The 22051-nt window shown below is 58.5% G+C and carries 22 protein-coding genes; 9 read left to right on the top strand and 13 right to left on the bottom strand.

Annotation, left to right across the window (positions count from 1 at the left end):
* Positions 1–55 precede the first annotated feature (55 nt).
* Complete coding sequence (locus KDX39_RS04920; protein ID WP_099229919.1) at positions 56–1123, bottom strand: ABC transporter substrate-binding protein; 1068 nt, start codon at positions 1121–1123, stop codon at positions 56–58.
* A gap of 356 nt (positions 1124–1479) precedes the next feature.
* Here KDX39_RS04920 and KDX39_RS04915 point away from each other — a divergent pair, with 356 nt between their 5' ends.
* Positions 1480–2199, top strand: coding sequence for a UTRA domain-containing protein (locus tag KDX39_RS04915; protein WP_099229921.1), 720 nt, complete (start codon positions 1480–1482; stop codon positions 2197–2199).
* A gap of 56 nt (positions 2200–2255) precedes the next feature.
* On the opposite strand, the gene KDX39_RS04910 is transcribed toward KDX39_RS04915, so the two are convergent.
* The 5 genes from KDX39_RS04910 to minC form a co-directional block, all read right to left on the bottom strand.
* Complete coding sequence (locus KDX39_RS04910; RefSeq protein WP_231659580.1) at positions 2256–3545, bottom strand: M18 family aminopeptidase; 1290 nt, start codon at positions 3543–3545, stop codon at positions 2256–2258.
* 229 nt (positions 3546–3774) lie between these two features.
* Complete coding sequence (locus KDX39_RS04905) at positions 3775–4410, bottom strand: RluA family pseudouridine synthase (protein WP_231659579.1); 636 nt, start codon at positions 4408–4410, stop codon at positions 3775–3777.
* Between the two features lie 90 nt (positions 4411–4500).
* Positions 4501–4755, bottom strand: a complete 255-nt coding sequence (gene minE, locus KDX39_RS04900; RefSeq protein ID WP_099229927.1) for a cell division topological specificity factor MinE — start codon at positions 4753–4755, stop codon at positions 4501–4503.
* Entirely contained in the window at positions 4755–5567 is an 813-nt protein-coding gene (gene minD, locus KDX39_RS04895; RefSeq protein ID WP_099229929.1) for a septum site-determining protein MinD, read from the bottom strand. Before minD ends, minE begins: the two co-directional genes overlap by 1 nt.
* Positions 5568–5798: 231 nt before the next feature.
* Positions 5799–6539: a septum site-determining protein MinC gene (gene minC / locus KDX39_RS04890; RefSeq protein ID WP_099230083.1), complete on the bottom strand. Its 741-nt coding sequence runs from the start codon at positions 6537–6539 to the stop codon at positions 5799–5801.
* Between the two features lie 120 nt (positions 6540–6659).
* Between minC and KDX39_RS04885 the strand changes: the two genes are divergently transcribed.
* Complete coding sequence (locus tag KDX39_RS04885) at positions 6660–7592, top strand: lipid A biosynthesis lauroyl acyltransferase (protein WP_231659578.1); 933 nt, start codon at positions 6660–6662, stop codon at positions 7590–7592.
* Between the two features lie 32 nt (positions 7593–7624).
* Entirely contained in the window at positions 7625–8809 is a 1185-nt protein-coding gene (locus tag KDX39_RS04880) for a patatin-like phospholipase family protein (RefSeq protein ID WP_231659577.1), read from the top strand.
* 118 nt (positions 8810–8927) lie between these two features.
* On the opposite strand, the gene KDX39_RS04875 is transcribed toward KDX39_RS04880, so the two are convergent.
* The 3 genes from KDX39_RS04875 to KDX39_RS04865 form a co-directional block, all read right to left on the bottom strand.
* Positions 8928–9782, bottom strand: a complete 855-nt coding sequence (locus KDX39_RS04875; protein ID WP_231659576.1) for a pirin family protein — start codon at positions 9780–9782, stop codon at positions 8928–8930.
* 217 nt (positions 9783–9999) lie between these two features.
* Positions 10000–10812: an MlaA family lipoprotein gene (locus KDX39_RS04870; RefSeq protein ID WP_231659575.1), complete on the bottom strand. Its 813-nt coding sequence runs from the start codon at positions 10810–10812 to the stop codon at positions 10000–10002.
* Positions 10805–12103, bottom strand: coding sequence for a serine/threonine protein kinase (locus tag KDX39_RS04865; protein WP_099229938.1), 1299 nt, complete (start codon positions 12101–12103; stop codon positions 10805–10807). The genes KDX39_RS04870 and KDX39_RS04865 overlap by 8 nt, the downstream gene beginning before the upstream one ends.
* Before the next feature lie 1120 nt (positions 12104–13223).
* On the opposite strand from KDX39_RS04865, the gene KDX39_RS04860 reads away from it, so the two are divergent.
* The 3 genes from KDX39_RS04860 (at position 13224) to KDX39_RS04850 (ending at position 16279) form a co-directional block, all read left to right on the top strand.
* A complete protein-coding gene (locus tag KDX39_RS04860) occupies positions 13224–14078 on the top strand; it encodes a glycine betaine ABC transporter substrate-binding protein (protein ID WP_122585612.1) in 855 nt (284 codons plus the stop codon).
* A gap of 234 nt (positions 14079–14312) precedes the next feature.
* The gene (locus tag KDX39_RS04855; RefSeq protein WP_004879410.1) at positions 14313–14624 is read left to right on the top strand and encodes a DUF485 domain-containing protein; all 312 of its coding nucleotides are present in this window, start codon (positions 14313–14315) and stop codon (positions 14622–14624) included.
* Positions 14621–16279 carry a cation acetate symporter gene (locus KDX39_RS04850; protein ID WP_099229941.1) on the top strand — a complete coding sequence of 553 codons (1659 nt, stop codon included), beginning with the start codon at positions 14621–14623 and terminating at the stop codon, positions 16277–16279. The genes KDX39_RS04855 and KDX39_RS04850 overlap by 4 nt, the downstream gene beginning before the upstream one ends.
* A 91-nt stretch (positions 16280–16370) precedes the next feature.
* Here the strand turns inward: KDX39_RS04850 and KDX39_RS04845 are convergent, their stop codons facing one another.
* Entirely contained in the window at positions 16371–16529 is a 159-nt protein-coding gene (locus KDX39_RS04845) for a DUF3309 family protein (RefSeq protein WP_083184513.1), read from the bottom strand.
* Positions 16530–16819: 290 nt separating this feature from the next.
* Between KDX39_RS04845 and KDX39_RS04840 the strand changes: the two genes are divergently transcribed.
* The 3 genes from KDX39_RS04840 (at position 16820) to csrA (ending at position 18499) form a co-directional block, all read left to right on the top strand.
* The gene (locus KDX39_RS04840; RefSeq protein WP_231659574.1) at positions 16820–17212 is read left to right on the top strand and encodes a DUF2784 domain-containing protein; all 393 of its coding nucleotides are present in this window, start codon (positions 16820–16822) and stop codon (positions 17210–17212) included.
* 103 nt (positions 17213–17315) lie between these two features.
* Complete coding sequence (locus KDX39_RS04835) at positions 17316–18128, top strand: SDR family oxidoreductase (RefSeq protein ID WP_231659573.1); 813 nt, start codon at positions 17316–17318, stop codon at positions 18126–18128.
* Positions 18129–18301: 173 nt separating this feature from the next.
* Positions 18302–18499, top strand: a complete 198-nt coding sequence (gene csrA, locus KDX39_RS04830; RefSeq protein WP_231659572.1) for a carbon storage regulator CsrA — start codon at positions 18302–18304, stop codon at positions 18497–18499.
* Between the two features lie 3 nt (positions 18500–18502).
* On the opposite strand, the gene KDX39_RS04825 is transcribed toward csrA, so the two are convergent.
* The 3 genes from KDX39_RS04825 to ngg form a co-directional block, all read right to left on the bottom strand.
* Positions 18503–18730, bottom strand: a complete 228-nt coding sequence (locus tag KDX39_RS04825) for a YheU family protein (RefSeq protein WP_004879420.1) — start codon at positions 18728–18730, stop codon at positions 18503–18505.
* Between the two features lie 294 nt (positions 18731–19024).
* Positions 19025–20218, bottom strand: coding sequence for an osmoprotectant NAGGN system M42 family peptidase (locus KDX39_RS04820; protein ID WP_057407747.1), 1194 nt, complete (start codon positions 20216–20218; stop codon positions 19025–19027).
* 82 nt (positions 20219–20300) lie between these two features.
* Positions 20301–22049, bottom strand: a complete 1749-nt coding sequence (gene ngg / locus KDX39_RS04815; RefSeq protein WP_231659571.1) for an N-acetylglutaminylglutamine synthetase — start codon at positions 22047–22049, stop codon at positions 20301–20303.
* Between the last annotated feature and the right edge of the window lie 2 nt (positions 22050–22051).

Genomic DNA, 22051 nt, shown 5'->3' with positions numbered 1-22051 from the left:
GAGGAGGGCTCGCCCGTGCATGAAATACGACATCATCCTTGAGTCGCGCAGAGCGTCAGTTCATCTCGATGATGACTTGCTCGTTCCACTTCTGAGGCAGTGACTTGGAGGTGTTTTCCCAGGCTTCTGCGTTCTTGATCGGCGTGACGTTCTTGTACTGCTCGTTTGGCAGCAGCTTGGCTTTCACGTCTTCAGGCAGGGTGATGTGCTCGGCACGAATCGGGCGTGCGTTGCCCTTGGCCAGCTGGATCTGGCCCGCGTCGCTGAACACGTACTCACGCGCCAGTTTGGCGGCGTTCGGGTGTTTGGCGTACTTGTTGATGATGGTGGTGTAGCCGGAGATCACCGAGCCGTCCGATGGGATCAACACCACGTAATCATCAGGTTTGGTCATTTTGGCGCGGTAGTTCAGGCCGTTGAAGTCCCAGACGACGCCCACTTCGACTTCACCCTTTTCGATGGTCTGGATGGTCGGGTTGGCCAGCGACAGGCGCTTCTGTTTTGCCAGCTCGGTGAACAGTTGCAGGCCCGGTTCGATGTTGGTCTCGTCGCCTTTCATGGCGAAGGCCGCAGCCAGTACGCCGTTGGACGCCTGAGCAGCGGAACTCACGTCACCGATGGACACCTTGTATTTGCCGGTTTTCAGGTCAGCCCAGGTTTTCGGGATTTCGGATCCGTGCAGCAGGTTCTTGTTGACGATGAACGCAATGGTGCCGGTGTAGGCCAATGCCCAGTGACCTTCCTTGTCCTTGGCCCAGTCCGGAATCTGGTTCCAGGTGCTTGGCTTGTAAGGCTGGGTGACGCCCTTGGCAACCGCGATGGGGCCGAAGGCTGCGCCCACGTCACCGATATCGCCGCTGGCATTGTCTTTTTCCGCATCGAACTTGGCCACTTCCTGCGCCGAACTCATGTCGGTGTCAGTGTGCTTGAGACCGTACTTGGCTTCCAGATCGGTCCAGATGCCGCCCCAGTTCGCCCAGTCATCCGGCATGCCGAGGCTGTTGATGGCGCCTTCAGCCTTGGCTGCGGCTTCCAGGGTCTTGAGGTCTGTGTCCGCAGCCATGACTGATGCGCTCATGGCGATGGCCGAGCCGAGGAGTGATGCCAACAAAAGATGTTTCATTCGAAGCTCCTAGTGCACTTCTTTACCGGAAGTGTTCGTTGCGGATAGTTTGGTCTAGATCAGCAATACCTGAGCCAAGTTAGGCCTGTTGCATGACATTTTCGTGTCGGGCCGCATGGTTGATTCCATATCGCCTGCATTCGGGCAGTGCCTGGCGCTAAGCGTAGACCAGACTCAAGTGCCTGTTGCGCAAGGGCTTGAGTGCTGTCTGGGCGTGGATTGGCATGGATCCTGTAGCAGCGTGTCACAGGACGGTCACAGACCCGGCCTAGGCTTGCTGCAACACGGCTGATGACAACGGCAGGGGTAGAAGCGTGCCCCATGACAGGGCTGGTCTAGTCCAGACAGGTAGTTGAATGCGCGAAGATGTGCCACGAGCGGTAACAACCATTTGCAATGCCCTGCAGGAGCAGATCGAGCACGGCCTGTTGCCGCCCGGCAGCAAGCTGCCGGCCGAGCGCAAGCTCAGTGAAGTGTTCGACACCACGCGAATTACCTTGCGTGAGGCGCTTGTCCAGCTGGAGGCCCTTGGGCTGGTGTATCGCGAGGAACGTCGTGGCTGGTTCATCTCGCCACCGCGTCTGGCCTACGACCTGATTCGTCGCAGTCACTTTCACGCGATGGTCTCGGCGCAGGGGCGAGTGGCGCAGACTCAGGTTCTGTCAGCACGTCTTCAACCGGCCTCGGCAATGATCTGCGCCATGCTGGAGTTGCCTGCGTTGTCCAGCGTCATTCAGATCTGCCGCGCAAGGCGCATCGATCAGCGGCTGGTACTTTACGTCGAGCATTACCTCAAGCCGGAGTTCTTTCCGGGGATTCTGGAGTTCGACATGGAGCAATCACTGACCGAGCTGTACGCCCGTCAGTACGACCTGCGTTATGGTCAGGTGCGTTTCGAAATGGTGCCTACCGCGTTGCACGTCGAAGCCGCAGCGGCCTTGAAAGTGTCGGTCGGCAGTCCGGGTTTGCGCATTGCGCGGATCAATTACGACCAGCAGGCCCGTCTGATCGATTGCGATCTGGAGTACTGGCGTCACGATGCCATTCACGTGAGCGCGATGGTGCGGGATATCTGAGGGCGTGAAGCCTGTCGTTCGCGGGCCGCCGAAGCCCGCGAACGTCAGGCGCAGTGTTACGGCAGCTCGTGGCTGGCGTAGAAGGCAGTGAGTACCTTGACCAGATGCGCCAGGTCGTGGCTGCCCGCCAGCTCCCGAATCGAGTGCATGGCGAACGTCGGCAGGCCAATGTCGACGGTGCGGATACCCAGATGGCTGGCGGTGATCGGCCCGATGGTCGAACCGCAGGCCATGTCGCTACGAACCACGAAGCTCTGCACCGGCACTTCTTCGGCCATGCACAGGTGGCGGAAGAAACCGGCAGTTTCGCTGTTGGTTGCATAACGCTGGTTGCTGTTGACCTTTATCACTGGGCCGGCGTTGAGCTTCGGACCGTGGTTGGCGTCGTGCTTGTCGGCATAGTTGGGGTGGATGCCGTGGGCGTTGTCAGCCGAGATCAGAAGCGATTTCTGGATGGTACGCACATAGTCTTCGCTGCTCGGCAGCAGGCGCTGGACGATCTGTTCCAGCATCGCGCCGTCCGCACCGCAGGCGGAAGACGAGCCGACCTCTTCATGGTCGGTACACACCAGCAGGGCGGTTTCGTCGCTGTCGCTATTGAGTAGTGCGTGCAGCCCGGCGAAACAGGACAACAGGTTGTCCAGACGCGCACCGGCCAGGAAGTCGCCGTTCAGGCCGACCACGGCAGCGCTTTGGGTGTCGTAAAAGCTCAACTCGTAATCCAGCACGACGTCGGCGTTCAGGCCGTGTTCGCGCGCCAGTTGGTCGGTCAGCAAGGCGCGGAAGTCCGCACGTTCGTCACCGGCCACTTGCGCCAGAATCGGTGGCAGCTCGTTCTGCGGATTGATTGCCCAGCCTTCGTTGGCGGTCCGGTTCAAGTGGATCGCCAGATTAGGAATGATCGCAATCGGCAGCTTGAAGTCGATCAGTTGGCTTTCGACCTTGCCGTCACGACGGAACGTGACGCGGCCGGCCAGCGACAGGTCGCGGTCGAACCAAGGGGCCAGCAGTGCGCCGCCGTAGACCTCGACACCCAGTTGCCAGAAACCCTGACGTTGCAGTTCGGGCTGCGGCTTGACCCTCAGGCACGGGCTGTCGGTGTGTGCGCCGACCATGCGGATACCGCCGATCAGTGGCGACTGGCGGCCCATGCGAAAGGCGACGATGGAGGAGTCATTGCGCGTAACGTAATAACGCCCGCCGGTCTCGATGGACCAGGTATCGCGCTCGTCAAGACGCTGAAAACCGGCAGCTTCAAGGTGTTTTACGAGGGTGGCGGTGGCATGGAACGGTGTAGGAGAGGCCTTGAGGAAATCGATCAGGCTTTTATTCAACTCTTCGCGCATAACTAGCTCCAGACAGCAATGGCGCGAGTTTACCGCATTGGTCATGAACTCTGTACGTGGGAAACGCCGCTATCGCTCGCATCTTCACGAGATTATGGCAAGCGCCTCCCACAGTCAGGTGGTTACTGCGCGACAGCGCTGCGTAGAAGGGGGGGGGAGGCCTCCCGTAAAGGCCGTATTGATTCGGGAAGCCGAGTGAAAGGCAAGCGCGTATCTATGGTCGCTTTCGTCAAAACGGCGCCGGGCACTCGAACTTCAGCCGCTCACCGCTTGCCGGGTGGGTGAAACTCAGCATGCTGGCATGCAGGCAAAGACGCGGATAGGCCGCCAGGGCCTCGGCATGTGCATACAGGCCGTCGCCCAGCAGCGGATGCCCGATGGACAGCATGTGCACACGCAACTGGTGCGAGCGACCGGTGATCGGGGTCAGCTCGACACGGCAGTGCGTGTCGTAGCGCTCGATGATCTTCCAGAACGTCAGTGCGTGCTTGCCCGCCTCGTGGTCCACCACGTGACGCGGTTTGGTAGGCGGATCGTAGCGTAAAGGCAGATCGATACTGCCGCTGTCCAGCGCAGGCTGGCCCCAGCACAGTGCGGTGTAGGCCTTTTCGGTTTCGCGATCGTGAAACTGACGCGACAGCTCGCGATGGGTGTCGGCATCGCGTGCCAACAGGATGATTCCCGAGGTTTCCCAGTCCAGTCGATGGACAATGCGGGCTTCGGGATAGCCGTTTTCCTGCAGGCGGGTAATCAGGCAATCCTTGTTGTCGTCGGCACGACCAGGAACGGAAAGCAGCAGGGTAGGCTTATCGATCACCAGAACGGCTGCGTCCTGATGAATGATGCGGATGTTCGACAACGGCATGCAACGGCCTCGAAACGCGAGAAACGCCAACGGCGGTAAAGGCGCTACCTCTTGATGAGGACGCCGATACCGCCGCAAGCGGCTGCCTGATCAGCGATCGGGCAGAGTGATATTGAGTTCCAGAATCGAACAACTGCCCTGGTTTTCCAGGGCAACCTGTACCTGATCGGACTCGATATTGACGTATTTGCGGATCACTTCCACCAGCTCTTTCTGCAGCGCAGGAAGGTAGTCAGGTGTACTGCGTTGGCCACGCTCGTGCGCAACGATGATCTGCAGACGCTCTTTCGCTACCGAGGCCGTGGTTTCTTTTTTGCGGTCACGAAAGAAGTCAAAAATGTTCATTAATTGCTCCCGAACAGGCGTTCAAACAATCCTTTCTTCTTCAGATCCAGGAACCGGTGTTCCACCGTTTTACCCAGCAGGCGGTCAACGGCGTCGCTGTACGCCTGGCCCGCATCGCTCTGGTCGTCGAGAATCACGGGTACGCCCTGGTTGGAAGCCTTGAGCACAGCCTGAGACTCGGGAATGACGCCCAAGAGAGTAACCGCGAGGATCTCCTTGACGTCTTCAACGCCGAGCATCTCGCCCTTGCTGACACGTTCAGGGTTGTAGCGCGTCAGCAGCAGGTGCTCCTTGATCGGGTCTTCGCCGTTTTCGGCGCGACGGGACTTGCTGGCCAGCAGGCCCAGCATGCGATCGGAGTCGCGCACCGACGACACTTCAGGGTTGGTCACGACGATCGCTTCGTCGGCGAAGTACATCGCCAGGTGTGCACCTGTTTCAATACCGGCAGGCGAATCGCAGACGATGTATTCGAACGACTCCTTGAGTTCCATCAGGACTCGTTCGACGCCTTCCTTGGTCAATGCTTCCTTGTCACGTGTCTGGCTGGCTGCAAGTACGAACAGACCTTCGATCTTCTTGTCCTTGATCAGCGCCTGCTGCAGATTGGCCTCGCCATTGACCACGTTGACGAAGTCGTAAACGACGCGACGTTCGCAGCCCATGATCAGGTCGAGGTTACGCAGGCCGACGTCGAAGTCGACAATGACAGTCTTGTGGCCACGCATTGCGAGGCCTGTACCGATAGCGGCGCTGGTGGTGGTCTTGCCCACACCACCCTTGCCGGATGTAACAACGAGAATCTTGGCCAAGGTGAATCACCCCTAGAGGAAAAGGACTTTAGGTCCCTGAAGAGCATCCCTTGAAGCGGCGTTAGTCGAAGAATCAAGGAAATCTTGTGGCCTGGTCCTGGAAAGAGAGCTAGACGCGACTACTTTCGACCCATTTACCGGCTGAAGAGCGGTGCTCTCCAGGATTTCCTACAACCTTTACTACGTTTTCGCGACGAATCAGGGACACTTTGAAAATTGCGGCAGTATCCGTTAAAGCCGAATGATGTTCAACACGTCACCAGACAGGCTGACCTGGACCGGCGAGCCCCAAAGCGGGTCCCTGCGCAGGTCCTCGGACACCTTGTACTGCCCGGCGATTGAAATAAGCTCGGCGCTCAACTGCTGGCAGAAAATCCGGGCCTTGGTATCACCCTTGATACCCGCCAGTGCTCTACCGCGCATTGGGCCGTACACATGGATGTTTCCATCGGCCAGAAGTTCCGCACCGGGACTGACCGGCGCCACTACCACCAGATCGCCACCCTGGGCATAAATCTGCTGACCACCACGCACCGGCGCGGTGATTATGCGGGTTGGCTTGATGGTCGGCTCGGGCGGTTTTTCCGGAATTTTTTTCGGCGCTTCGACTTCGACAGGATCGAGCACGCGCTCACGCGCGCCGGACGGCGGCAGCACCGGCAGGTCGACCGCGATGGCGGCGGCAATGTCTTCGATGCGGTTGGCACGGATCGCCAGGGTCCGCAAACCGTGCTGGCGGCAGATGCGCACCAGGCCTGGCAGGTCCACCGAGCCCTCGTTGGGCGCCAGCTTGTCCAGAGCCAGGATCAGCGGTGTGTTGCTGAAGAAGTTGGGTGCCTGCGCGACCTTGGCCGCCAGTTGCCGGTCAAGTGCTTCAAGATTGGTTCGGGTCAGCTCCATCACTGTGATGGCAAGCATGCTGCCCTTGAGCTGAAATACAGGTTCCGGGTTTTGCGATTCAATCTGGCTCATGGTTGGCTTACACAACAGCTTGTCGCTAAAAGTGCCGAGACTTATAACGAGAACGCCCGCAGGCCGCAAGCCGGTCGAACCGATGTAGAATGCGCGGCCTTTGTTCTGACGGAAGCCCAAATGGATCGCCCGCGCTTTAATGCCCGTTTCCTTCACCCTCGTTTCTGGCTGCTATGGCTGGGGCTGGGGCTTCTCTGGCTGATCGTGCAACTGCCGTTTCGTGTGCTGCTGGTCATCGGCCGGCTGCTGGGCGCGGTCATGTACCGGGTTGCCACTGATCGAAAATATATTGCCTCGCGTAATCTGGAGCTTTGTTTTCCTCAACTGTCCGCCGCCGAACGCAAGCGATTGCTCAAGGAAAACTTCGCTTCCACCGGCATCGCCTTCTTCGAAATGGCCATGAGCTGGTGGTGGTCCAGACAGAGACTGGCCAGGCTTGCCCATATCGAAGGGCTGGAGCATCTGCAGAATGCGCAACAGAAAGGTGAGGGCGTGATTCTGATGGCCCTGCATTTCACGACGCTGGAGATCGGCGCTGCACTGCTCGGTCAGCAGCACACCATCGACGGCATGTACCGCGAACACCGCAACCCCTTGTTTGACTTCGTCCAGCGTCGCGGGCGTGAGCGTCACAATCTGGATTCGCTGGCGGTCGAGCGTGAAGACGTGCGTGGCATGCTCAAACTGCTGCGCGCGGGCCGGGCGATCTGGTACGCGCCGGATCAGGATTACGGCGCCAAGCAGAGCGTATTCGTGCCGCTGTTCGGCATCCAGGCCGCGACTGTGACGGCGACCAGCAAGTTCGCCAGGCTGGGCCGCGCTCGGGTCGTGCCGTTCACTCAACAACGTCTGGCGGACGGCAGCGGCTATCGGTTGGTGATCCATCCCCCGATGCAGGATTTTCCGGGCGAAAGCGACGAAGCCGATTGCCTGCGGATCAATCAGTGGGTAGAAGGTGCTATCACTGAATGTCCATCGCAATATCTTTGGGCCCATCGACGTTTCAAAAGTCGACCCGCCGGTGAACCGAAGCTATACAAGAAGCATAAATAAAAAGCGTCGTTGATCACCGAGGTCAGTTGTAGATGCCAGAATCCGCCGTAGCCACACCTGCTGCACACGATGTCGAGCCTGTCACCGGGCTCATTCTTTCAGGCGGCGGCGCACGAGCCGCCTATCAGGTCGGCGTTCTGGCAGGCATTGCCGACCTGCTGCCTCCCGGTTCACCCAATCCCTTTCCCGTCATCGTCGGCACATCGGCCGGCGCGATCAATGCCGTGAAGCTGGCCAGCGGCGCGTTGCACTTTCGCATCGCTATCCATCAACTGACCGAGTTCTGGCAGTCGTTTCGCAGCCATCAGGTGCTGCGCAGCGACTGGCCGGGAGTGATTCGTCAGGCAGCGCGATTCCTCGGGCGCAGCATGACCGGCCTGGGCCGTAATATTCCGGTTGCGCTGCTCAACAGCTCGCCCTTGCGTGATCTGCTCACCGAACGGCTGGACCTGGACGGTATCGACGCTGCCATTGAGGCGCATCACTTGCGTGCGGTGGCGGTCACCGCATTTGGTTACGAGTCCGGGCAGGCCGTCACGTTCTATCAGGGGCGTGGCACTATCGAGCCCTGGCTGCGTCACCGTCGGATTGGCAAGCCCACTCGGTTGACGGTCGAGCACCTGCTTGCCAGCTCGGCCATACCGCTGCTGTTTGCGCCGATCAAGCTGGAAGATGAATACTTCGGCGATGGTGCCGTGCGTCAGTCGGCACCCATCAGTCCGGCGCTTCATCTGGGGGCCAATCGCGTACTGGTGGTCGGTGTCAGCGGCAACCCGCATGGCCTGCATGCCAAAAAGCTGGCTCCGCGCCCCACCAGTGGCGCACAACCCAGCATGGCGCAGATCAGCGGCCACATGCTCAACAGCACCTTCATCGACAACCTGGAAAGCGACATCGAACTGCTTGAGCGGTTGAACATGGCCAGCTCGCTGATAAACGACGAACAGGCCCGGAGTCAGCCGGGACTGGCGCCGGTGGAAGTGCTGGTGATTTCTCCAAGCCAGCCCCTGGACGAAATCGCCGCCCGTCACCGCCGCGAGCTGCCGCCTGCCTTGAGAACCTTCCTGCGCGGCCCTGGAGCGACCAAAACCAGTGGCGCCAGCGTCTTGAGTTATCTGCTGTTCGAATCGGGTTATTGCAGCGAACTGATCGAACTGGGGCGGCATGATGCGATGGCCCAAGGGGCGGAATTGAAGCGGTTTCTGCGATTGCCGTGAGGAGTTCCATGGCGAGTCGGGCGCCTGCCGTGGAAACAGGCAAAACCCGGTTCTGGTGTTATCCCGTTTTCGTATACAGCGCAGCCACGCTTCGCTGTACACAAGGACGCACCATGCATCACGCGGTCAGACGGTCATCCCGGAAGTCGCGCAGTGCCTGTTCGATTTCCTCACGAGTGTTCATCACGAACGGTCCGTATTGCACGATCGGCTCGCGCAAGGGTTTACCGGCAATCAGCAAGACCCGTGCGCCGTTGGCGCTCTTGATCCGCAACTCACCTTCATCGCCCAGACGCACCATGCGGCTGGCGCTGATGGACTGTGCGCAACCTTCGACCTCGAGGCTGCCTTCGTACACATACAGCAGCGCACGATGGCCTTGCGGGATGCGCGGGCTGATACGGCTGTCTGCCGGCATGTGGAAATCGAAGTACAACGGCTCGGTATCAGGACGCTGTACGGCACCGACCTGTCGAATCCGGCCGTCGTCGAACTGACCGGCGATCAGTACCACGTCGACGCCTTCCTGCGTGGTCAGGCGCGGAATGTTTTCCGGCTGGATGTCCTGATAACTGGCATCGGCCAGCTTTGTCTTGCCGGGCAGGTTCAGCCACAGCTGAAAACCACGCATCACGCCTTCTTCCTGCTCTGGCATCTCACTGTGAATGATCCCGCGCGCAGCGGTCATCCACTGCACGCCACCGCCTTGCAACAGGCCGACGTTACCCATGTGGTCTTCGTGACGCATGCGTCCTTCGAGCATGTAGGTCACGGTCTCAAAGCCGCGATGCGGGTGTGGCGGGAAGCCTGCGATGTAATCGTCGGGCTTGTCCGAACCAAACTCGTCGAGCATCAGAAAAGGATCGAACTGCTCCACACCCTGGCCACCAAATACCCGGGTCAGGCGCACACCGGCACCATCCGACGTGGGTTGGCCCGCCTGGATCGCCAGTACTTTACGAAACTGAGTCATGAAAAAAGGCACTCCTGTCAGGTAACAATGAACCCATGGTATGCCTGTTCTATCGATAAATGGTTTTGAATAATGGGGTGGATTGATCGGATTATTCGATGTTAACGACGTGTTTGAGTCATCAACGATTAAGGGTGGCACGGCCGCGTGTGGCGAGCGCTCAAACAAAAACGGCCAGCCCGATCACTCGGACTGGCCGTTTTTCCACAGGCTTCGCTTATTCGGCGATCTGCAGTTTGCGCGACTCGGTGTAGACGTAACGCACCTTCTCGTACTCGAACGGCGAGTTCAGCTGGCCGTACCGGAAGCTGGTCACATAACGCCTGTCGATGGCCCGCAACAGCATGATTTCCGGGTGGTCGCTGCTGACATCGGCCACGTTGAGGAAGTTGATCTGCATCTCGGCGGCAAAGTCGAATACCAGGCCGCCAGTGTCACGCAGGTTGGACGGGCCCAACAGTGGAAGCACCAGGTACGGGCCTGCCGGCACGCCGTAGAAGCCCAGCGTCTGACCGAAGTCTTCGCTCTGGCGTGGCAGACCCATCATGGTGGCCGGATCCCACAGGCCGGCGATACCGATGGTGGTGTTGAGCAGCAGGCGTCCGGTGGTTTCCAGCGAACGCTGGCCCTTGAACTGGAACAGGCTGTTCAGCAGGTTGGGCACGTCGCCCAGGTTGCTGAAGAAGTTGCTCACACCACTGCGCACGAAACCAGGCGTGATATAGCGATAGCCGTTCACGACCGGCAGAAACACCCACTCGTCGAAACGATAGTTGAAGTGATAGACCCGGCGGTTCCAGGACTCCAGCGGGTCGTAGACTTCCAGTGCGTTGATGGAAGCGCGCTCGAACTCGCGCTGATCAAGGCCCGGGTTGAACTGCAGGGACTTGAGCGGCTGAGTGAAGCCATCCGCATCGACCTGGCGAAGAACGGTGGCCGGGTGTTCGGCCTTGTTGCTGGTGACCGCGTCAGCGGCCTGAACCGTACCGGCGCAGAGCAGGGCGGCAAGGAGTAAAAGACGTTTAGCCACGGAAGAACTCCAGCATGGCGTCGCTGTTGACGCGGTAATTGATGTTGCCGCAATGGCCGCCGTACGGATAAACGGTCAGGCGATCGCCAAAAGTCTTGCGCAGGAAGCCCAGATCACCTGAACCCAGGATCACGTCGTCCGCGTTGTGCATGACCGAAATCTTGCTGCTGCCGTGCAGGTAATCCTTCAGCGCATAAAGGCTGACCTGGTCGACCAGTTGCAGCAGGCTGCCGCCATCGGTGCGGGCACGCCACATCGGGATGACCTGTTCCGTCAGGTAGCAGTCAAAATCGCACTGCAGGGCGCGCTTGAGAAACGGCGTCAGGCTGGTGCCTTCAGTGATCGGGAATTTGGGTGGCGTGATCAGACCGCGGCGGTTGATCAGGTCGGATGTGAACGCGATGTCGGCCGACGAGAAGCGGAACGAGGTGCCGATCAGCATTGCCATCTGTTCGTTGGTCAGGTGCTGTTTGGATTGCTGGAAGTCGAACAGCAGCGCGTCGTTCAGGTCGATGTAACCTTTCTGACGGAAGTAGCGCGTCAACTTGGCCAGTACCAGTTCGTAGAACGTGGTGGTGTTATTGATGCCCTTGACGTTGGTCTGTACCAGTTTGTCGAGGTTGCTGATCGAGGTGTACAGGTTGACCGGCGGATTGAGCAGCAGCACTTTCTTGAAGTTGAAGCTGCGACGGGTTTCATCCAGCTGGCTGACGAACGCGGCGTTCAGCGCCCCGAGGCTGTAGCCGGTCAGGTAATAGTCTGTCACTGGAAGTTGCGCCTGTTGCGCTCGAATGGCCTGCATCACGCGATACAGGTCCTCGGCGTCATCCTTGGAGATACCAGGCGTTGCGAAACGTGAAGCCGAACTCATGAAGTCGTAGCTCGTGGGCGACGACAGCTGAACGACGTGATAGCCCGCGCCGTAATACAGTTTCTTCAGGAATTCATTGATCGTACTGTTGTAAGGCGCGCCAGTGCCGGCGATCAGGAAGATCAGCGGTGCAGCGTGGTCCTGTTTGGCCAGTCGATAGTGAAGCTTTTTGACGGCCCAGAAGTTGTCGGGCAGGGTGAACTCGCGTTCAGGGTGCAGATTGAGCGTGTACACATCCTGATCGATGTCTTCGTCATCGGGCAGGTCGGGACGCAAGTCAGGCGGTGTTGTAGCAATGGTCGCTTCGAACGGATTAGTCAGCGGGTAGCCATAAGTGGCGGGGTCGACATTCGTCGCCAGAGCGGACGCACTTAAACACAGGCCACCAATAACGGTAGCGAAGCGCAGAAAACGGAGCATGACTAAATCCCTTGGGAAAGAAGTGCTGATGAGGTACGCAGGCTATGACAACTGGCGTAATGCCAAAGTGCCGCATTGCGGGTGCGAACCTTGTAAACCTGACGGAACAATACACGGTCTGTGGATTTTGCAATGCAGATCTGTGCTTTTTTTTCGATCAAGTCGAATTTGATTCATGTCCGGCGTGCCGACGCCCTGTTTCAGGAGGCAGACTGACCTGTCAGAAGGGGTTTGAGGGCCTTGGCGGACAAAGATTCGACGACCCGGAAAATAAATCCCGACTACCAGAAAGCACAAAGGAGAGCCGGGGCTCTCCTTCTAACGTGTTTCACGTGCTCTTCTTATTGTTATAGGCGGTCTGTTGTTGTTTTTGGTGACCTGACCTTTACCGCGTTTCAGTGCGACCCCCATCCGGGGTCAAGAGCAAACGTATTTTTTTGAGCGCTGACTCACTTTAACCTTCTGTCTGCACAACATCGGGGTCCAACCGGTTCTGGCGCTACCTGAGGGTAGTTTTATTGTTCTCTGTCCGATTGCGGGGCCTCGCCAGGCGAAGTCCCTGTAAAGCTGATCCACTCCAAAAAAATCTGTTAGCTGCGTCTCTGTCCGTGTTGTTCTTGTTATGTCAGAGCCGTTACGTCTTGTTTTTATTGGTGTGCTGCACATTTTTTGTTTTTGTTGTGCGAGAGAGATAGCAGGTGCCGTGCCAACTTTTTAAAGTGTATTAAAAACAATGACTTGCCTAAAATCGCCTCAAATCGAGTCAGTGTCTTTTTGCGGTAATGTTTCCGTGTTACCCGAAAAGGGTTCCAGAAAGGAGTCTCCGGTAACACATCTTGTTTCTACCCCGGTGCGAGCCCCATCAGGGCGTTTTTCGGAACGTGTTGTCGCTGATGGCTGTGTGATGTCGTTTCCCGTTGTCCCGGTGTCGCAGGCAGAGCATGCCGGATTGCGATGCAAGCCGATGATCAGTGGGCGTTACGGTGCGTGTCGTTGCGCGCAGGAGCGGTCAAGACGTGCAGGTCGCAGTTCGCTCCGAATTCGGGTGGGCATGCGGTCATGAAAAACAACGTTAACCCTGCTCGACAACCGTCGGTGCAGGACTTCCGGGGAAGTGACGATGAAGATGCGAAAAATCCTGGGGGCGGGTGCCGCACTGGTACTTGCTGTCAGCTCCACGCTGGCCCTTGCTGAAACCAAAACGCTGACCATTGGCTATGTAGAGGGCTGGTCCGATAGCGTAGCCACGACCTTCGTGGCATCCGAAGTGCTCAAACAGAAGCTCGGTTATGATGTGAAACTGCAATCTGTTGCGGCCGGGATCATGTGGCAGGCGGTGGCCACCGACAAGCTCGACATGATCCTGTCCGCCTGGCTGCCTAGCACCCATGGTGAGTATTACGCCAAGTACAAGGATCAGGTCGTCAACTACGGCCCCAACTTCAAGGACGCCAAGATCGGTCTGATCGTGCCGGAATACGTGAAGGCCAAGAGCATTGAAGACCTCAAGACCGATGAGTCTTTCAAGAAGAAGATCACCGGCATTGATGCGGGCTCGGGCGTGATGATCAAGACTGATCAGGCTATCAAGGACTATGGGCTTGACGGTTACAAGCTGCAGGCCAGTTCCGGCGCGGGCATGATTTCCGCGTTGACTCGGGCCGAAGAGCGCAAGGAGTCGATTGCCGTGACCGGCTGGGTGCCACACTGGATGTTCGCCAAGTGGAAACTGCGATTCCTCGAAGACCCGAAGGGCGTTTACGGTGCGGCTGAAACCGTCGACAACGTGGCGAGCCTGGGCCTTGAGAAAAAAGCGCCGGACGTTGTGGCTTTCCTGAAAAAATTCCAGTGGGCGTCCAAGGACGAAATTGGCGAAGTGATGTTGGCCATTCAGGATGGCGCCAAGCCTGAAGCGGCTGCCAAGGATTGGGTCGCCAAACACCCGGATCGTGTCGCTGCCTGGACCGGCAAGTAACCGCAAAGCCTCTGTTTCAATGCTTTCAAGGCCGTCTGACGTTCTCGTCAGACGGCCTTTTGTTTACCCGCCATAACGTTTTCAAGCGAGTTGAGCGTGTTTGCCTGCAGATTGGGTGCAGCGTCACGAATCTACGACTAATGTCGTTCTAATACTAAGGTCGTCTGGAGTGCGCGCCGGACCTGACTAAAGTGGAATACGTGACATCTCATCTGTGCTGCGAGGACAAAAACAATGAACGACAGCATTTACCTCTCGATTCAAAACAGCCCGCGATTCAAGGAGCTGGTTTCCAAGAGGGAGCGTTTCGCCTGGATTCTCTCGGCGATCATGCTTGGGCTCTATGCCGCATTCATCCTGATGATTGCGTACGGGCCACATATCCTGGGTGCCAAACTGAGCGCGACCTCTTCTATTACCTGGGGAATGCCGATCGGGGTTGGCCTGATTGTCTCGGCATTCGTCCTGACAGCCATCTACGTGCGCCGTGCCAACGGTGAGTTCGACGACCTGAACAATGCGATTCTCAAGGAGGCTCAGCAATGATTCGTCGTCTATCCCTGGCCATCGGCCTGTCCATCTGTGCGCCGGCCCTCATGGCGGCAGATGCCCTCACCGGCGCGGTACAGAAACAACCCCTGAACGTCTCGGCGATCGTGATGTTTCTGGCGTTCGTGGGCTTTACGCTCTACATCACCTACTGGGCCTCGAAGAAAAACAAGACAGCGTCGGACTACTACTCGGCAGGCGGCAAGATCACCGGTTTTCAGAACGGTCTGGCCATCGCGGGCGACTACATGTCGGCGGCGTCCTTCCTGGGTATTTCCGCACTGGTGTACACCTCCGGTTACGACGGCCTGATCTACTCGATCGGGTTCCTGGTGGGCTGGCCGATCATTCTGTTCCTGATCGCCGAGCGCCTGCGTAACCTGGGCAAATACACCTTTGCCGACGTTGCTTCCTACCGCCTCAAGCAGAAAGAGATTCGTACCCTGTCGGCCTGCGGTTCGCTGGTCGTGGTTGCGTTCTACCTGATTGCCCAGATGGTCGGTGCCGGCAAGCTGATCCAGTTGCTGTTCGGTCTGGATTACACCGTGGCCGTGGTGCTGGTCGGTATCCTGATGTGCCTCTACGTACTGTTTGGTGGCATGCTGGCCACCACTTGGGTACAGATCATCAAGGCGGTGATGCTGCTGTCCGGTGCCTCGTTCATGGCACTGATGGTGATGAAGCACGTCAATTTCGACTTCAACGTGCTGTTCTCCGAGGCCATCAAGGTTCACCCCAAAGGTGAAGCAATCATGAGCCCTGGCGGTCTGGTGAAGGATCCGATCTCTGCGTTCTCGCTGGGTCTGGCCCTGATGTTCGGTACCGCAGGTCTGCCTCACATCCTGATGCGCTTCTTCACCGTGAGCGATGCCAAGGAAGCCCGCAAGTCAGTGCTCTACGCGACCGGTTTCATCGGCTACTTCTACATCCTGACCTTCATCATCGGTTTCGGCGCGATTCTGCTGGTCAGCACCAACCCGATGTTCAAGGACGCGGCGGGTGCGTTGTTGGGCGGTAATAACATGGCGGCGGTTCACCTCGCCGACGCAGTGGGCGGCAGTCTGTTCCTGGGCTTCATCTCGGCGGTTGCGTTTGCCACCATTCTGGCAGTGGTTGCCGGTCTGACCCTTGCCGGTGCCTCGGCGGTGTCTCATGACTTGTATGCCAGCGTGATCAAGGCAGGCAAGGCCAACGAGAAGGACGAGATTCGCATCTCGAAGATCACCACCATCGCTTTGGCGGTCGTGGCCATCCTGTTGGGTATCGCCTTCGAAAGCCAGAACATCGCGTTCATGGTTGGCCTGGCGTTCTCGGTAGCGGCGAGCTGCAACTTCCCGATCCTGCTGCTTTCCATGTATTGGAAAAATCTGACCACCCGCGGCGCCATGATCGGCGGCTGGATGGGGCTGGTCAGTGCGGTCGTGCTGATGGTGCTGGGTCCTACCATCTGGGTGCAGATCCTGCACAACCCGAAAGCCATTTTCCCTTACGAATACCCGGCGCTGTTCTCCATCGCCATCGCATTCGTGGGCATCTGGTTCTTCTCCATCACCGACAAGTCGAAAGCGGCAGAGGGCGAGCGCGCCTTGTTCTTCCCGCAGTTCGTACGTTCGCAGACTGGCCTGGGCGCCAGCGGTGCGGTGTCACACTAAGCGGTATGCCTCATGAAAAGCAGCCCTCGGGCTGCTTTTTTTTGCGCAATAAAAAGCCCCGCTGATGAGAGCGGGGCTTTTGGCGGGAACGTTATATTCTGCCAAGCAATACCAGAATCAGCAGAATGATCAGGATCGTACCGATCACGCCCGATGGACCGTAGCCCCAGCTGCGCGAGTGCGGGAAGACCGGCAGACCGCCGATCAGCAGCAGAATCAGAACGATGATAAGAATAGTGCCGATGCCCATGATAAGAGTTCCTTCTTGTAATTCCGGTTAGAGTTCCTGCAGTTAAAGTCTGTCGGCACCAAGGCCTTGAGTTTCACCTGCTTGAATCATCCGACTCTGGCCGTTCAGGAAAGGTTCTATGAAGATTGAATAAAATCTTACAATTTTTAAATGTGTTTAATATCAATGATTTATGTTGAAGGTCAATTATTTTTCGCGTTGTTAATAGATCAATAAAGGGCGCTAAAGGATTGAACTAACGGGCGGTTTAAAACTCCGCCAGATGGATGGGCTACTTCAAGGGTGTACTGATGATCTTCCGGCTGGCTGCAGACGCGGTTGTCATATTTCATCTGCTGTTCATCATATTCGTGTTGCTGGGAGGCCTGCTGGTCCTGCGCTGGCCCTGGGCAGCGCTGGCGCATCTTCCCGCCATGACCTGGGGGGCGGCAGTCGAGTTTCTGCATTTGTACTGCCCATTGACCCCGCTGGAAAACGCCTTGCGCAGCAGGGCGGGCGAGCAGGGCTACGACGGCGGATTCATCGAGCATTACCTCATTGCGCTGATTTACCCCGCAGCGCTGACGCCGCAGATTCAGTTCTGGCTGGGTGGCCTCGTTCTATTGGTCAATGCGTCGGTTTACGGAATCTTGCTTGCCCGATGCGTGCGCAGGTTCAGGCATAGATCACCCAGGCGCGGATAACATGCAGGTTTGCTCCGGGTATTCAGCGTTCTGATGTTGGGGTTTTCCTGCTCCGGCTGTGATTACACTCCGTCTATTCCTGCACATCACAAGGCATTCCGCTATGCAAAACCGCATCATGATTACTGGCGCCGGTTCGGGTCTGGGCCGTGAAATTGCGCTGCGCTGGGCGCGCGAGGGCTGGCGTCTGGCGCTGTCGGACGTCAATGACGCCGGTTTGCAGGAAACCCTGAGTCTGGTACGCGACGTAGGCGGGGACGGTTTCGCTCAGCGCTGCGATGTGCGCGACTACAGCCAACTGACCGCTTTCGCCCAGGCATGCGAAGAGCGTTTCGGTGGCATCGACATCATCGTCAATAACGCAGGTGTCGCCTCCGGTGGGTTCTTCAACGAGCTGTCGCTGGAAGACTGGGACTGGCAGATAGCGATCAATCTCATGGGTGTGGTCAAGGGATGCAAGGCGTTCCTGCCGATGCTGCAGGCGAGCAAGGGCAAGATCATTAACATCGCCTCGATGGCTGCGCTGATGCAGGCTCCGGCCATGAGCAACTACAACGTGGCCAAGGCGGGCGTGGTTGCCCTGTCTGAAAGTCTGCTGGTCGAGCTGCGTGATCAGGAAGTCGGTGTGCATGTCGTCTGCCCGTCGTTCTTCCAGACCAATCTGCTGGATTCCTTTCGCGGGCCTACACCGGCCATGAAGGCACAGATCGGCAGGCTGCTGGAAAAATCCCCGATCACCGCCAGCGACATCGCCAATCATATTTTCGAACAGGTCGGCAAAGGCGAGTTCATGATCCTGCCTCACGATGAGGGTCGCCTGGCGTGGGATCTCAAGCGCAAACACCCCGAGGCCATGTATGAGGAAATGACGGTCATGTGTGGCAAGATGCGCGCCAAGGCACGGCAGACAAACTGATCGTGTCAGTCGATTCAGCGTGCAGTTTTCAGCTTTTTTGGTCTTCGGGTAGGACGTTTCCGTCAGCGAGCTCCGGCGTGCTTGCAGGACGTTACTGATTTGCCATCACCGTATTGAAGCCCTTCATTCTGCCCTGCACCCTGACTCTTTTGTAACAACAAGAGAGTCGAAAAATGCTGGTACTGACGCGGGAAATAGGCGAGACCTTTTCGATCGGTGACAACATCACCGTGCAGATTCTGGGTGTGAACGGCAACCAGGTCCGGCTGGGAATCGACGCACCCAAAGACATCAAGATCCACCGCGCCGAGGTGTTCCGGCGCATTGCCAATAAATTGGCAGAGCAGCAGCGAGGCTCTCCCGCTGCCTGACACTCAGTCAAAAAATTCCTTGGGCACGTCGTGCTTGAGCATCAGTTGGCACTGCTGGCTTTCCAGGTCGAAGAAAATCACCGCCTGTCCCTTGGTCAACGCATGTCGCACCCGCAGCACTCGGGTCTGCAATGGCGTTTCGTCGCCATTGTCAGTGCCTTCGCGAGTGACGAAGTCCTCGATCAGGCGGGTGAGGGTGTCGGGTTCAAGCTGGTCGTAAGGAATGAGCATGGCGCTTCTCGGGTCGATGGCCGACGATGATAGTGCGGTGATGGCGAGTGTCGCAATTATAAGGCTGTCAGCGCGGTCTGCTTCGACACTCATCGTGCCCATCGCACCGCGTGGGCATCCCTGCCGGCTGGCATCCGAATCAGCACCAGGGCTCAGCCTTCAGCCGTCGCAACCGGCGGTGTCCGCACTGCCGCGTCGAGAAGCACGGCAGCACGGTCGCCTTACCTGATAGCCAGATGGCTTGTGTATCGCGATCAGGGTGCAGCGAAAACCCTGGCCAGGTCCTGAGGGCTTTTATTCCTCGCGATTCTGCCCGATCAAGCTGTCCACCGGCGGCACTCGGGTGTCGGACTCCATCTGCGCGTCGTGCTCGATCTGATGGCTGAACTGATCCAGCGAAGCCTGCGCCGGTTTGGCATCGCTGGCAAACACGGGCGGGCTGAGCATGTAGGCACCGAGCAGTTTACTCAGCGCCGCCAGGCTGTCGATATGCGTACGCTCATAGCCGTGGGTCGCGTCACAGCCGAACGCCAGCAGGGCAGTGCGGATGTCGTGACCCGAAGTTACGGCCGAATGCGCATCACTGTAGTAGTAACGGAACAGGTCGCGACGCACCGGCAATTCGTTGTCCACGCCCAGACGCAGCAGGTGGCGCGACAGATGGTAATCGTACGGCCCGCCCGAATCCTGCATCGCCACGCTGACCGCGTGCTCGCTCGAGTGCTGGCCCGGCGCCACCGGCGCGATGTCGATGCCGACAAATTCACTCACGTCCCACGGCAACACGCCTGCCGCACCTGTGCCGGTTTCTTCGGTGATGGTGAACAGCGGATGACAGTCGATCAGCGGCTCTGCACCACTGTCGACGATGGATTTCAATGCCGCCAGCAAGGCAGCCACACCAGCCTTGTCGTCAAGGTGACGGGCACTGATGTGACCGCTTTCGGTGAACTCCGGCAGCGGATCGAAAGCCACGAAGTCGCCGATGCCGATCCCCAGCGACTCACAGTCGGCGCGGGTGGTGCAGTAGGCGTCAAGGCGCAGCTCGACGTGGTCCCAACTGATCGGCATTTCATCGACCGCCGTATTGAACGCGTGTCCCGAGGCCATCAGCGGCAACACGCTGCCACGAATGATGCCGGTGTCGGTGAAGACACTTACCCGGCTGCCTTCGGCAAAGCGGCTCGACCAGCAGCCGACAGCGGCAAGGGCCAGACGGCCGTTGTCCTTGACCTCGCGAACACTGGCACCGATGGTGTCCAGGTGCGCGGAGACGGCGCGGTCGGGTGAATTCTGTTTGCCCTTGAGCGTCGCGCGAATAGTGCCGCGGCGCGTCAGTTCGAACGGGATGCCTATTTCTTCGAGACGTTCGGCGACGTAGCGCACGATGGTGTCGGTGAAGCCGGTCGGGCTTGGGATCGCGAGCATTTCCAACAGCACTTTCTGCAGGTACTTCAGATCCGGATCGGGGATGTTTGCAGGGGTCATGGAAGGCTCCTCTTGGGTAAATCGGAAAGCAACGGGCCGAAGCGGCAATGGAATCGCCGCTCCGGTCAGCGCTTTTAGCTGTCTAGTTATGCGCAGGCAGGCTGTGCGGAAACAGCAGGTCGACGAAACGTTCGGCAGTCGGTTGAGGTTCGTGATTGGCCAGCCCGACACGCTCGTTGGCTTCGATGAACACATACTCGGGCTGATCGGCAGCCGGGACCATCAGGTCCAGTCCGACCACTGGAATGTCCAGCGCGCGGGCAGCCCGTACGGCGGCATCGACCAAGACCGGGTGCAGAATGGCCGTGACGTCTTCCAGGCAGCCACCGGTGTGCAGGTTGGCGGTGCGGCGCACGGCCAGACGCTCGTCCATCGGCAGGACTGTGGAGTAATCATGGCCAGCTTCACGCACAGTGCGCTCTGTCTCTCCATCCATGGGGATGCGGCTCTCGCCATCGGTCGCCGCTTCACGGCGCCGACTCTGGGCTTCGATCAGTTGCTTGATGGTATGGCGACCGTCGCCAATGATCTCGGCCGGGCGGCGTATCGCTGCGGCAACCACGTCGAAACCGATCACCACGATGCGCAGATCCAGGCCCTCGTGGAAGCTTTCCAGAATCACGCGGGTATCGAACTGCCTGGCACGCTCGATGGCGTTCTGTATATCTTCCGGCGTGCGCAGATCAACGGCAACGCCTTGACCCTGCTCGCCGTCCAGCGGCTTGACCACGACCTGGCCGTGCTCTTCGAGAAAGGCGCGGTTCTGTTCTTCGCTGCCAGCGCGCTGCTGGGCAGGAAGGCGCAGACCCGCCGCTTTCAGGACTCGGTGCGTCAGACTTTTATCCTGGCACAGGGTCATGCTGACGGCGCTGGTCAGATCGCTCAGTGACTCGCGGCAGCGAATGCGACGCCCGCCGTAACTCAGCGTGAACAGTCCTGTGTCCGCATCATCCACCTGAACATCGATACCTCGCCGGTGGGCTTCTTCGACAATGATGCGTGCGTAAGGATTGAACTCCGCCTGCGGGCCGGGACCGAGGAACAGCGACTCGTTGATGCCATTCTTGCGCTTGATTGCAAAGGTCTGCAGGTTGCGAAAATTCAGCTTGGCATACAGCGCCTTGGCTTGTTCGTTGTCATGCAGAACCGACAGATCGAGGTAGCTCAGGCCACGGCTCATGAAGTGCTCGACCAAATGACGGACCAGCACTTCACCCACCCCGGGACGCGTGCACTGTGGATCGACCGCAAGACACCACAGGCTGCTGCCTTTTTCCGGGTCGTTGAAGGCCTTCTGATGGTTGAGTCCCATCACGCTGCCTATCACGGTATTGGTGCTTTCATCTTCAGCGATCCAGTACACAGGACCGCCTTGATGACGCGGCGTCAGCAGCGAATGATCGATCGGCAACATGCCGCGTGCCAGATACAGGTTGTTGATCGCCTGCCAGTCCGACTCGCTCTGTGCGCGACGAATACGATAGCCACGGAATACCCGGTGCGCCGGGCGATAGTCACTGAACCACAGACGCAGGGTGTCCGACGGGTCGAGGAACAATTGCTGCGGGGCCTGGGCCAGCACCTGCTGAGGTGCGGCCACGTACAACGCAATGTCCCGTTCGCCGGGCTTCTCGTGCAACAAGTCCTGAGCCAGCGCGGCCGGATCAGGGTAGGTGTGGCCGATCAGCAGACGGCCCCAACCGCAGTGCAGCGCCAGAGGCTCGGCCTCCAGCAGACTGCCGTCTTCTGCAAAACGTGCCTGCAGACGTTCGTACGAGGGCGACTGTCGGCGCAACAGGCGTTGGCTGTAAGTCGTCGCATTCTGTTTCATGG

The organism is Pseudomonas sp. CDFA 610, assembly GCF_021147865.1.
Taxonomy (GTDB): domain Bacteria; phylum Pseudomonadota; class Gammaproteobacteria; order Pseudomonadales; family Pseudomonadaceae; genus Aquipseudomonas; species Aquipseudomonas alliivorans.
The sequence above is the reverse complement of the archived record's forward strand: the minus strand, read 5'-3'. Positions and strand labels throughout refer to the sequence as shown.

Bases quoted from the DNA above. Each gene is read 5' to 3' on its own strand.
- KDX39_RS04920 (WP_099229919.1), bottom strand. From the start codon at position 1,123: ATGAAACATCTTTTGTTGGCATCACTCCTCGGCTCGGCCATCGCCATG.
- KDX39_RS04915 (WP_099229921.1), top strand. From the start codon at position 1,480: ATGCGCGAAGATGTGCCACGAGCGGTAACAACCATTTGCAATGCCCTG.
- KDX39_RS04910 (WP_231659580.1), bottom strand. From the start codon at position 3,545: ATGCGCGAAGAGTTGAATAAAAGCCTGATCGATTTCCTCAAGGCCTCT.
- KDX39_RS04905 (WP_231659579.1), bottom strand. From the start codon at position 4,410: ATGCCGTTGTCGAACATCCGCATCATTCATCAGGACGCAGCCGTTCTG.
- minE (WP_099229927.1), bottom strand. From the start codon at position 4,755: ATGAACATTTTTGACTTCTTTCGTGACCGCAAAAAAGAAACCACGGCC.
- minC (WP_099230083.1), bottom strand. From the start codon at position 6,539: ATGAGCCAGATTGAATCGCAAAACCCGGAACCTGTATTTCAGCTCAAG.
- KDX39_RS04885 (WP_231659578.1), top strand. From the start codon at position 6,660: ATGGATCGCCCGCGCTTTAATGCCCGTTTCCTTCACCCTCGTTTCTGG.
- KDX39_RS04880 (WP_231659577.1), top strand. From the start codon at position 7,625: ATGCCAGAATCCGCCGTAGCCACACCTGCTGCACACGATGTCGAGCCT.
- KDX39_RS04875 (WP_231659576.1), bottom strand. From the start codon at position 9,782: ATGACTCAGTTTCGTAAAGTACTGGCGATCCAGGCGGGCCAACCCACG.
- KDX39_RS04865 (WP_099229938.1), bottom strand. From the start codon at position 12,103: ATGCTCCGTTTTCTGCGCTTCGCTACCGTTATTGGTGGCCTGTGTTTA.
- KDX39_RS04860 (WP_122585612.1), top strand. From the start codon at position 13,224: ATGAAGATGCGAAAAATCCTGGGGGCGGGTGCCGCACTGGTACTTGCT.
- KDX39_RS04855 (WP_004879410.1), top strand. From the start codon at position 14,313: ATGAACGACAGCATTTACCTCTCGATTCAAAACAGCCCGCGATTCAAG.
- KDX39_RS04850 (WP_099229941.1), top strand. From the start codon at position 14,621: ATGATTCGTCGTCTATCCCTGGCCATCGGCCTGTCCATCTGTGCGCCG.
- KDX39_RS04845 (WP_083184513.1), bottom strand. From the start codon at position 16,529: ATGGGCATCGGCACTATTCTTATCATCGTTCTGATTCTGCTGCTGATC.
- KDX39_RS04840 (WP_231659574.1), top strand. From the start codon at position 16,820: ATGATCTTCCGGCTGGCTGCAGACGCGGTTGTCATATTTCATCTGCTG.
- KDX39_RS04835 (WP_231659573.1), top strand. From the start codon at position 17,316: ATGCAAAACCGCATCATGATTACTGGCGCCGGTTCGGGTCTGGGCCGT.
- csrA (WP_231659572.1), top strand. From the start codon at position 18,302: ATGCTGGTACTGACGCGGGAAATAGGCGAGACCTTTTCGATCGGTGAC.
- KDX39_RS04825 (WP_004879420.1), bottom strand. From the start codon at position 18,730: ATGCTCATTCCTTACGACCAGCTTGAACCCGACACCCTCACCCGCCTG.
- KDX39_RS04820 (WP_057407747.1), bottom strand. From the start codon at position 20,218: ATGACCCCTGCAAACATCCCCGATCCGGATCTGAAGTACCTGCAGAAA.
- ngg (WP_231659571.1), bottom strand. From the start codon at position 22,049: ATGAAACAGAATGCGACGACTTACAGCCAACGCCTGTTGCGCCGACAG.